General features: G+C 49.0%; 7 protein-coding genes and 2 pseudogenes. All 9 read right to left on the reverse strand.

Translation table 11 applies throughout. From position 1 onward, the window contains the following. Nucleotides 1-59 precede the first annotated feature (59 nt). A pseudogene (gene bglB / locus ABZJ92_RS18425) lies at nucleotides 60-1,103 on the reverse strand (6-phospho-beta-glucosidase BglB); the annotation flags it as partial. Nucleotides 1,104-1,121: 18 nt separating this feature from the next. Beyond that, nucleotides 1,122-2,999, reverse strand: coding sequence for a PTS beta-glucoside transporter subunit IIABC (gene bglF, locus ABZJ92_RS18430; protein WP_000137307.1), 1,878 nt, complete (start codon nucleotides 2,997-2,999; stop codon nucleotides 1,122-1,124). A 133-nt stretch (nucleotides 3,000-3,132) separates the two neighbouring features. After that, nucleotides 3,133-3,954: a transcriptional antiterminator BglG gene (gene bglG / locus ABZJ92_RS18435; protein WP_001057132.1), complete on the reverse strand. Its 822-nt coding sequence runs from the start codon at nucleotides 3,952-3,954 to the stop codon at nucleotides 3,133-3,135. Between the two features lie 286 nt (nucleotides 3,955-4,240). Further along, entirely contained in the window at nucleotides 4,241-4,966 is a 726-nt protein-coding gene (gene phoU / locus ABZJ92_RS18440; protein ID WP_000377786.1) for a phosphate signaling complex protein PhoU, read from the reverse strand. Nucleotides 4,967-4,980: 14 nt separating this feature from the next. Beyond that, nucleotides 4,981-5,754, reverse strand: a complete 774-nt coding sequence (pstB, locus tag ABZJ92_RS18445; protein WP_000063125.1) for a phosphate ABC transporter ATP-binding protein PstB — start codon at nucleotides 5,752-5,754, stop codon at nucleotides 4,981-4,983. Between the two features lie 91 nt (nucleotides 5,755-5,845). Then, a complete protein-coding gene (pstA, locus tag ABZJ92_RS18450; protein WP_001251991.1) occupies nucleotides 5,846-6,736 on the reverse strand; it encodes a phosphate ABC transporter permease PstA in 891 nt (296 codons plus the stop codon). Continuing rightward, entirely contained in the window at nucleotides 6,736-7,695 is a 960-nt protein-coding gene (gene pstC, locus ABZJ92_RS18455) for a phosphate ABC transporter permease PstC (RefSeq protein WP_000741620.1), read from the reverse strand. The genes pstA and pstC overlap by 1 nt, the downstream gene beginning before the upstream one ends. Nucleotides 7,696-7,781: 86 nt before the next feature. Next, the gene (gene pstS, locus ABZJ92_RS18460) at nucleotides 7,782-8,822 is read right to left on the reverse strand and encodes a phosphate ABC transporter substrate-binding protein PstS (protein WP_000867146.1); all 1,041 of its coding nucleotides are present in this window, start codon (nucleotides 8,820-8,822) and stop codon (nucleotides 7,782-7,784) included. A 247-nt stretch (nucleotides 8,823-9,069) separates the two neighbouring features. Then, nucleotides 9,070-10,029, reverse strand: a pseudogene (gene lpfD-O113, locus ABZJ92_RS18465) (long polar fimbrial minor subunit LpfD-O113); the annotation flags it as partial. Nucleotides 10,030-10,093 lie beyond the last annotated feature (64 nt).

Raw genomic sequence — 10,093 nt, forward strand, 5'->3', positions numbered from 1 at the left:
CTGATGGAAATGGAAGCCACGCAAGCACCTTAAAATCACCATCATACACTAAATCAGTAAGTTGGCAGCATTACCCGTAATCCAACCGGATCAATTTGCCACCCCCACTCTGAACTTTTCAGATGCGGATTGGGGATCATATTCAGTATGTTGCCCTGCGCATTTTTATTAATGCTTTCGTCGTGGGAAACACAACCAGTCATGTAATAACTAAAAGAGATGAAATCTACAGTATGTTTTAAATCTTCTGCGTCACTTTCAGTCATCTCAATGGTGATATTGTGGTCGCGGAAGAAACGCTGCATATAGCCGGGATATTGGCCACGCGCCTGAACATCACCAAAGAACATCCAGCGCCGGTTCTCTTCCATGGCCTGCAACATATCCTGTGGCTGGCAGGTGAGGGGGTAAACCAGCCCACCGAGAAGCATATTGCCGATTTTCGCTTCGGGGATCAGGCTATGATAGGCTTTAACTGCCCGCGCACTGGCAACCAGTTGATGATGGATCGCCTGATAAACTTCCGCCTCGCCACTCTCTTCTGCCAGCCCCACGCCCGTGAATGGCGCGTGTAACGACATATTGATTTCATTAAACGTCAGCCATAACGCTACTTTATGTTGGTAGCGGGTAAAGACCGTGCGGGCGTAATGCTCGAAGTGATCGATGACCGCCCGATTAGCCCAACCGCCGTAGTTTTTCACCAGCCCATATAGCATTTCGTAATGGGATAACGTTACCAGCGGCTTGATCCCCGCCTGCGCCATTTCATCAAACAGCCGATCGTAAAACGCTAACCCCGCTTCATTCGGTTCGGCTTCGTCGCCCTGAGGGAAAATTCGCGCCCAGGCAATGGAAATACGCAGACAGGTGAAGCCCATCTCGGCAAATAACGCGATATCTTCCGGGTAACGGTAATAAAAATCGATGGCGACATCTTTGATATTCTCTTTCCCCAGGATGCGCGGTTCCATTTTTCCCATTACGCCATGAGGCTGTAAATCTGAGGTCGTGATCCCTTTGCCATCTTCCAGCCAGGCACCTTCCACCTGATTGGCAGCTGTTGCGCCACCCCAAAGAAATGTTTCTGGAAATGCTTTCATAATTAACTCCTTTTATCGTTAGCGAATGATGGATAACAGCGGTTCACCTGCGCTTATCTGCGCCGTGCCGTGGGGTAATACGTCTGTAAAATCATCGCTATTACTGATTAATACCGGCGTCGTCAGATCAAATCCGGCCTCGCGAATAGCAGGGATATCAAAAGAAATCAGCCGATCGCCTGTATTGACCTTGTCACCCACGTTGACGTGAGCGGAAAAGAATTTGCCGTCCAGTTTTACGGTGTCGATACCGACATGAATCAGGATCTCCACACCATCATCTGACTCAATGCCAATGGCGTGTAATGTGGCGAACAACGAAGCAATTCGACCCGCAACCGGAGAACGCACTTCACCAACCGAGGGCAGAATGGCGATACCTTTACCCAACAGGCCACTGGCAAACGTGGTATCAGCGACGTGAATGAGCGGCACAATCTCTCCCGTCATCGGTGAACAGATACCGCCCTGCTCAGGTGGTGTAATAACCTCTGGTGTTTTCTCTTGCGGGGCACCCTGCGCTGGCTGACGTTTACTGGTGATGAAATGAAGCATCAACGTACCAACAAATGCGCAACCTATGGCAATGACACCGCCAATAACGCTGGCCCAGACGGTGAAATCAATCCCCGTTGACGGGATGGTCTGCATGAAGGTGAAAATACTTGGCAAACCAAAGGAGTAAACTTTCGTTTGCGCGTAGCCAATGATGGTGGCCCCCAATGCTCCACTGATACAGGCGATAACAAAGGGGTACTTACGCGGCAGGTTGACGCCATATACCGCTGGTTCGGTGATACCAAACAGACCCGTCAACGCCGCTGATCCCGCCACCACTTTTTTCTGCGCATCGCGTTCGCAGAGGAAGACGCCGAGCGCCGCCCCGACCTGCGCCATAATGGCGGGCATTAACAGCGGGATCATGGTGTCGTAGCCCAGCACGGTGAAGTTATTGATACACAGCGGCACCAGGCCCCTGTGCAGTCCGAACATGACGAAGATTTGCCAGAAGCCGCCCATTACCGCGCCCGCAAATGCAGGAACCGCCTGATAAAGCCAGAGATAACCGGCGGCAATCATTTCGCTTATCCAGGTTGATAGCTGCCCCACCAGCAGAAAGGTGACGGGTGTGATAACCATCAGACATAGCAATGGTGTGAAGAAATTTTTGATTGCCGACGGTAACCACGCATTAAGTCGGCGTTCCAGAATGCTGCACAACCAGGCAGAAAAAATAATGGGAATAACCGATGACGAGTAATTCAACAATGTGACCGGAATACCCAGGAAATCCAGCCCCGGCGCATCCGCTTTTTGCCCGTTCTCGAAGGCAGTCAGAATTAATGGATGCACTAACGCTCCACCAATCACCATGGCAGTAAATGGATTACCGCCGAAGCGTTTGCCCGCGGTGTATCCCAGGATTATCGGGAAGAACCCAAACAAGGCATCACTGGCGCTGAATAAAATTAAATAAGTACCACTTTGTTCGGTCGTCCACTGAAAAGTGAGCGCCAGAGCCAGCATACCTTTCAGGATCCCGGTTGCCGCCATCAGACCGATCAGAGGCGTAAAAATACCTGAAATAACATAAACAAAGCGGTTTAGCAGATTACCTTTCTCATCATTTTCCGGTGCCTGTTGCGCTTTTTCGCCAAGGCCTGCCACGCTGTTAACCGCCAGGAAGACATCGGCCACATGGTTACCTATGACCACCTGAAACTGACCACCGCTTTCCACCACCATAATAATACCGGGGGTCTTTTTCAGTACCTCAGCTTGCGCTTTGCTTTCATCCTTTAACTTAAAACGTAATCGCGTTGCGCAATGCATCAGACTCACAATGTTATCTGCGCCCCCGACTCCTGCGACTATTTTTCTGGCTAACTCCGTCATAACTTGCCCTCTACCGCTTTGCGGCAAAACTCCAAAAAAAAACCTGAAAAAAACGGCCTGACGTGAATCAAGCAATTTTTTTCAGGTTTTGCCCGCTTAGTGCGGTAACAATCCTTTACTCAGTAATAATATTTCAGTGTTCTTTGCGCACGCGCTCTATATTTATGGCTAAAAACATAATCTCTGCGGGTGAAATTTTACGTTGATACTGCAAACCAATAAAAATGGCGATCCGTTCCGCACATTGCCATGCTTGCGGGTAATTTTGTTTTACTGCTTGTTGTAATGATTCATCACTATCGTTAATTGAAGCATGTTCAAGAATACGCCAGGATAAAAACTTCAGATGTGTAACCAGTCGCTGATAACTCAAGCTTTCTTCCTGGTAATTAAGGCTGAACTGAAATTTTATTAATTGCAGCATTTCGCGCATTAACTGCGTGACACCTGCAACATCCTCCATATTTCCGCTCATTTGGGCACTGACCAGATGCATGGCAATAAAGCCCACTTCATCTTTCGGTAACTGCACGCCCAACCGTTTATCAATAATGGTTAACGCTTCTTCCCCTAGCTGGAACTCTTTCGGGTAAAGCCGCTGGATATCCCACAGCAACACGTTTTGCTGAAAGCGTTTAATCGCAAACTGGCAATGGTCAGTTAGCGAGATATAAATACTGTCCTGTAATTTTCCCAAGCGCTCCTGCGCTAAAGAGATAAGACGATCACAGGTTGCCATCACCTCAAGAGGAATATGACTTAAGAGTTCGCTTAATCGCCCGTTCAGTTCATGACTGCTCAAGGCATACTCTTTTTCTATTCCACTTGAGTTAATTCTTTCGCCAGCGCGTTTTTGAAAGCCAATTCCGCGCCCCATGACGACTTTTTCCCGCTGTTGATCATCAATAACCACCACAACATTATTGTTGAGAATTTTGGTGATTTGCATGTTCATAGCAAGGACCTTTTTTATAAACAAAAAAAAACCGACTTCACCAGTATTCTCTGGTTATGTCAGGTTTTGCCTGCGAATGCAGTAACAATCCAGTCATTTATTAATGGTTTTTATAACGAACATCCAGGTTCGGAAATTAATTTAATTGCGTGCAGAGAAAATAGCAATGCGCTATTGATAAAAATATGACCATGCTCGCAGTTATTAACCTTGTGTAATTTTAGGAATTTATAAAGTTATATATAACAAATCCCAATAATTAAGTTATTGGGATTTGTCTGGTGAATTATTTGTCGCTATCTTTTCCCGCCAGCAGTTTATCCAGCTCATCACCGCCTACATGACGGAAATCCTGACCCTTCACGTAGTAGAAGATAAACTCACAAATATTCTGGCAGCGGTCGCCGATACGTTCGATTGAACGCGCACAGAACAGCGCGGTAAGTACGCTCGGAATAGTGCGCGAATCTTCCATCATGTAGGTCATCAGTTGACGAACAATACCTTCGTATTCCTGATCGACTTTTTTATCTTCACGATAAATACGTACCGCTTCGTCAATGTCCATCCGCGCGAACGCGTCCAGCACGTCGTGCAGCATCTGGATGGTATGACGGCCCAGCGACTCCAGACTTACCAGCAACGGCTGATGCTGCTGGGAGAATTTCTCCAGCGCAGTACGGCAGATTTTGTCCGCCACGTCGCCAATACGCTCCAGCTCGGCAATGGTTTTACTGATCACCATAACCAGTCGCAGGTCGCTCGCCGTCGGCTGACGTTTGGCGATAATGCGCACGCAGGCTTCATCGATCGCCACTTCCATCATGTTGACGTTCTTGTCGCCTTCGATCACGCGCTTCGCCAGATCGCTGTCCTGGTTATGCATCGCGGTGATTGCATCAGAAAGCTGCTGCTCCACCATGCCGCCCATGGTCATCACCTGCGTGCGGATACTTTCCAGTTCGGCGTTGAACTGGCCGGAAATATGTTTATTAAGATTGAGACTGTCCATAACGCACTCCTGAATCAACCGTAACGACCGGTGATGTAGTCTTCTGTTTGTTTCTTCGCTGGCTTGGTGAACAGATCGTCCGTGTTGCTGAACTCAATCAATTCGCCCAGGTACATAAATGCCGTGTGGTCGGAACAACGCGCAGCCTGCTGCATGTTGTGGGTGACGATCACCACGGTGTAATCCTGCTTCAGTTCGGTGATCAGCTCTTCAATACGCCCGGTAGAGATGGGGTCGAGCGCCGAACACGGTTCGTCGAGCAGCAGCACTTCCGGGCGAATGGCGATACCACGCGCAATACACAGACGCTGTTGCTGACCACCAGAGAGAGAGTAACCGCTCTGGTGCAATTTATCTTTGGTTTCGTTCCACAATGCGGCTTTGGTCAATGCCCACTGCACGCGCTCGTCCATGTCGGCACGGGAGAGCTTCTCAAACAGACGAACGCCAAAGGCGATGTTGTCGTAGATGGACATCGGGAACGGCGTCGGTTTCTGGAACACCATGCCCACTTTCGCACGCAGCAGGGCGATATCCTGAGAGTTGGTCAGGATGTTGTCGCCATCAAGCAGAATTTCACCTTCCGCACGCTGCTCCGGGTACAGTTCAAACATTTTGTTGAAGGTACGCAGCAGCGTCGATTTACCGCAGCCGGACGGCCCGATAAACGCCGTAACCTGGTTTTTGGCGATATCCAGGTTGATGTTTTTCAGGGCATGGAATTTGCCGTAGTAGAAGTTCAAATTACGAACCTGAATTTTACTCGGGGCAGTTTCAACCATACTCATTGCAATCTTTTCCTCATCGTACCTGATGCTTTTCGCTAATCAGGCTTACCGTAGGGCCGGGTAAGGCGTTCACGCCGCATCCGGAAAAGTGTTAACCGTGTTTATTCTTCGCAAAAACAACGCGCGCCAGAATGTTCAGCAGCAGGACGCACAGGGTAATGATCAATACCCCGGCCCAGGCCAGTTGTTGCCATTCCGCAAACGGGCTCATCGCAAACTTAAAGATCGTCACCGGCAGGTTGGCGATCGGCTGCATCATGTCCGTGCTCCAGAACTGGTTGGAGAGCGCGGTAAACAGCAGCGGCGCGGTTTCACCGGCAATACGGGCAATCGCCAGCAGGATACCGGTCATAATCCCGGACACCGACGCTTTCAGCGTAATCGCGGAGATCATCTTCCACTTCGGTGTACCCAGCGCATAAGCCGCTTCACGCAGGCTGTCCGGCACCAGTTTCAGCATGTTCTCAGTGGTGCGGATAACGATCGGCACCTGCAACAGCGCCAGCGCAATTACGCCCGCCCAGCCGGAGAAGTGCTCCATCTGTGCCACCACGATGGTGTAGACAAACAGACCAACCACAATCGACGGCGCGGAGAGCAGAATGTCGTTAATGAAGCGAATCACTTCTGCCAGCCAGGATTTACGACCATATTCCGCCAGATAAATCCCCGCCATAATGCCCAGCGGCGTACCGAATACCGTGGCCCACAAAATTAACAGCCCGCTACCCGCCAGGGCGTTCGCCAGACCACCACCTTCCGTATTGGGCGGCGGCGTCATTTCAGTGAACAGCGCCAGCGACATACCGTCGATACCGCGAGTGATGGTGGACATTAAAATCCAGATCAGCCAGAACAGGCCGAAGGCCATCGTCGCCATCGAGAGCGTCAGCGCAATACGGTTTTTGAGGCGGCGACGCGCCTGCATTTTGCGGCGAGATTCAGCCAGCGCCGCAGTGGTTTGCATTTCAACCATAGCCATTAGCGTGCCCCCTCATTCTTAGCCAGGCGCATAATCATAAACTTCGATGCGGCGAGGACGATGAAGGTAATCACAAACAGGATCAGGCCCAGTTCCATCAGTGCGGCAACGTGCAGACCGGATTCCGCTTCCGCAAATTCGTTCGCCAGCGCAGAGGTGATACTATTGCCCGGCATGTACAGCGAGGCGCTGTCGAGCTGGTAGGTGTTACCGATGATAAAGGTCACCGCCATGGTTTCACCGAGCGCGCGGCCCAGCCCCAGCATGATGCCGCCGATAACACCATTTTTGGTGAACGGAAGAACGATACGCCAGATAACTTCCCAGGTGGTGCAGCCAATACCGTAGGCCGACTCTTTCATCATCACCGGGGTTTGTTCGAACACATCACGCATTACCGCCGCAATGTACGGAATAATCATGATGGCGAGGATCACGCCTGCCGCGAGGATACCGATACCAAATGCGGGGCCAGAGAACAGCGCGCCAACAATCGGGATATTCGACATGATATTGCCGACCGGCTCCTGAAAGTAAACGGCGAACAGCGGCGCAAAGATAAACAGGCCCCACATGCCGTAAACGATACTTGGAATGGCTGCCAGCAGCTCAATGGCGATACCCAGCGGGCGTTTCAGCCAGCCAGGCGCAAGCTCAGTCAGGAACAGGGCGATACCGAAACTCACCGGGACGGCGATCAGCAGCGCGATAAACGAAGTCACCAACGTACCGTAGATCGGCACCAGCGCCCCGTAGATATCGTTCGGTGCATCCCACTCTTTGGTCCATAGGAAAGCCAGACCAAATTTCTGAATGCTCGGCCAGGAGGAGATGATCAGAGAGACAATAATGCCACCCAACATCAATAGCACAATCAGCGCCGCCAGTTTTACCAGCACGCTGAAAATTATGTCGCCCTTTTTACCCGGTGGGTTAAAAGCGGGCTTGGTTGCAGCCATAAGTTACTCTTCAGTTAAACGCGTTTACAAAGTCATTTTGTAATGCCGGATGCGGCGTAAAACACCGTACCCGGCCTGGAGTTTTATTAGTACAGCGGCTTACCGCTACTGTCTTTAATATTGGTCTTCCACGCAGCGCGAACCTGTTCAACTACACTATCCGGCAGGCTGGCGTAATCCAGGTCGTTCGCCTGTTTAGCCCCGGTTTTGTACGCCCAGTCGAAGAATTTCAGCACCTCTGTGCCTTGTTCTGGTTTCTTCTGATCTTTGTGGATCAGAATGAACGTGGTAGAGGTAATAGGCCATGCATCTTCGCCTTTCTGGTTGGTCAGATCCTGAGCGAAGGTTTTGCTCCAGTCTGCACCTTTTGCTGCATTAGCGAAGTTTTCTTCGGTCGGACTAACCGGTTTACCATCAGCGGAGATCAGTTTGGTGTACGCCAGGTTGTTCTGCTTCGCGTAAGCATATTCAACATAACCAATTGCACCCGGCAGACGCTGAACGAACGCGGCGATACCGTCGTTACCTTTACCGCCCAGACCGATCGGCCATTTTACGGTAGAGCCAGTACCAACGTTGTTTTTCCACTCTTCGTTCACTTTCGCCAGGTAGCTGGTGAAGACGAAGGAAGTCCCGGAGCCATCTGCGCGGCGTACTACAGCAATGTTTTGTGAAGGCAGTTTCAGACCCGGATTCAGTTTGGCGATGGCTTCATCATCCCACTTCTTGATTTTGCCCAGGTAGATGTCGCCGAGGGTTTTACCATCCAGCACCAGTTCGCCAGACTTCAGCCCTGGAATGTTAACCGCCAGCACCACGCCGCCAATCACGGTCGGGAACTGGAACAGACCTTCCTGAGCCAGTTTTTCGTCAGACAGCGGCGCGTCAGAGGCACCAAAATCAACGGTATTAGCGATAATCTGTTTTACGCCACCGGAAGAACCGATACCCTGGTAGTTAACTTTATTACCGGTTTCTTTCTGGTAAGTGTCAGCCCATTTGGCATACACCGGCGCAGGGAAGGTTGCACCTGCACCTGTCAGGCTTGCTTCTGCAAACACAGAGAAAGCACTCATCGATAAGGTCGCGGCGACAACAGTTGCGACGGTGGTACGCATAACTTTCATAATGTCTCCTGGGAGGATTCATAAAGCATTGTTTGTTGGCTACGAGAAGCAAAATAGGACAAACAGGTGACAGTTATATATAAGGAATATGACATTTTTATGACAGAAAGGAATTACCAAATAACTTACTGATTTTAAATGTGAAGATGAAAATTCCACATGCCATCTTTTTGTCATGATGCATTTAAAAGTGATAAAGAAATGGGTGAGATGACAACGATGTGATGAACAATCGTTGTCAGACCTATTAGCGCACAATCTCAACAGTTATCGTCGCTGTTGCAGTAAATTGCCCCGGGGCTGGGCGAGCTCCAGTAAGGCTCGCAGGAGCAGCTGAAAAAGTTACACTACCTGATTTTTCACCATACACTGTTGATTTATCCATGTCTGTTGGCAACTCACCACCGTTCACTTTGATTTCCTTATTATTTTTGTCGTAAATTTTTATCCCCACGTTAGAGTTTGAAGTTACGACCATTGAATTGTCCGTATTGGGTTCGGTAGCATAAAAAGACGTACTGATATCATCGGTATTCAGTATCCCCAGGTTTTCACACTCAATAGTGACTGTTTTAGTAATTTTATGTGTTGTTACCGCACTTCCAACAACAGATGAAAAATCTGCAGCTGGTATTTCTTTAAAATCAAAACAAACTGGCTTTAAATTATTTATTTCGCAACTTTGCGGAGCTGTAATATCGCCCCGAATATAAACATCAGCCATCGGCTGTGAGTAATCCACCGGGGTGTCACGGCTAATTGTTCCATACAATGTCACTATCTTTGTTTCAGGAATAATCAATTTTCCTGCAAATGTCTTCTTGATATAAAAATATACTATCGCTTTAGCCCCACTGGATATACTTAAAGGTTCAATGCGGTTGCAATTGTACTTTGTATTACCAGACGGGTTGTTAGCATGATATTCAAAAGGTGCATTCACATACCCAACCCCAAGAATATCTATAGCAATCCCAACATCAAGGTTCGGATTAAGATCATAATAATTAATATTAGAGTGAACCCCAGCATAAGTTAATGCCTGGTTTATTTTTGACGTATAATAGATATAGGGGAATTCTCCTACGTTACCAGTATCACAATGACAGCGTCCAAGATATGAGGATCCATTAGTTACAGTGGTGTTAAATGTCGTTCCAACCTTATTTTCGTTCGCGGTAATAAGATATCCCGAGAAGGTAATGCTGCCAACTTACTGATTTAGTGTATGATGGTGATTTTAAGGTGCTTGCGTGGCTTCCATTTCCATC

It is taken from the genome of Shigella sp. FJ200513, from assembly GCF_040495915.1.
GTDB lineage: Bacteria > Pseudomonadota > Gammaproteobacteria > Enterobacterales > Enterobacteriaceae > ECMA0423.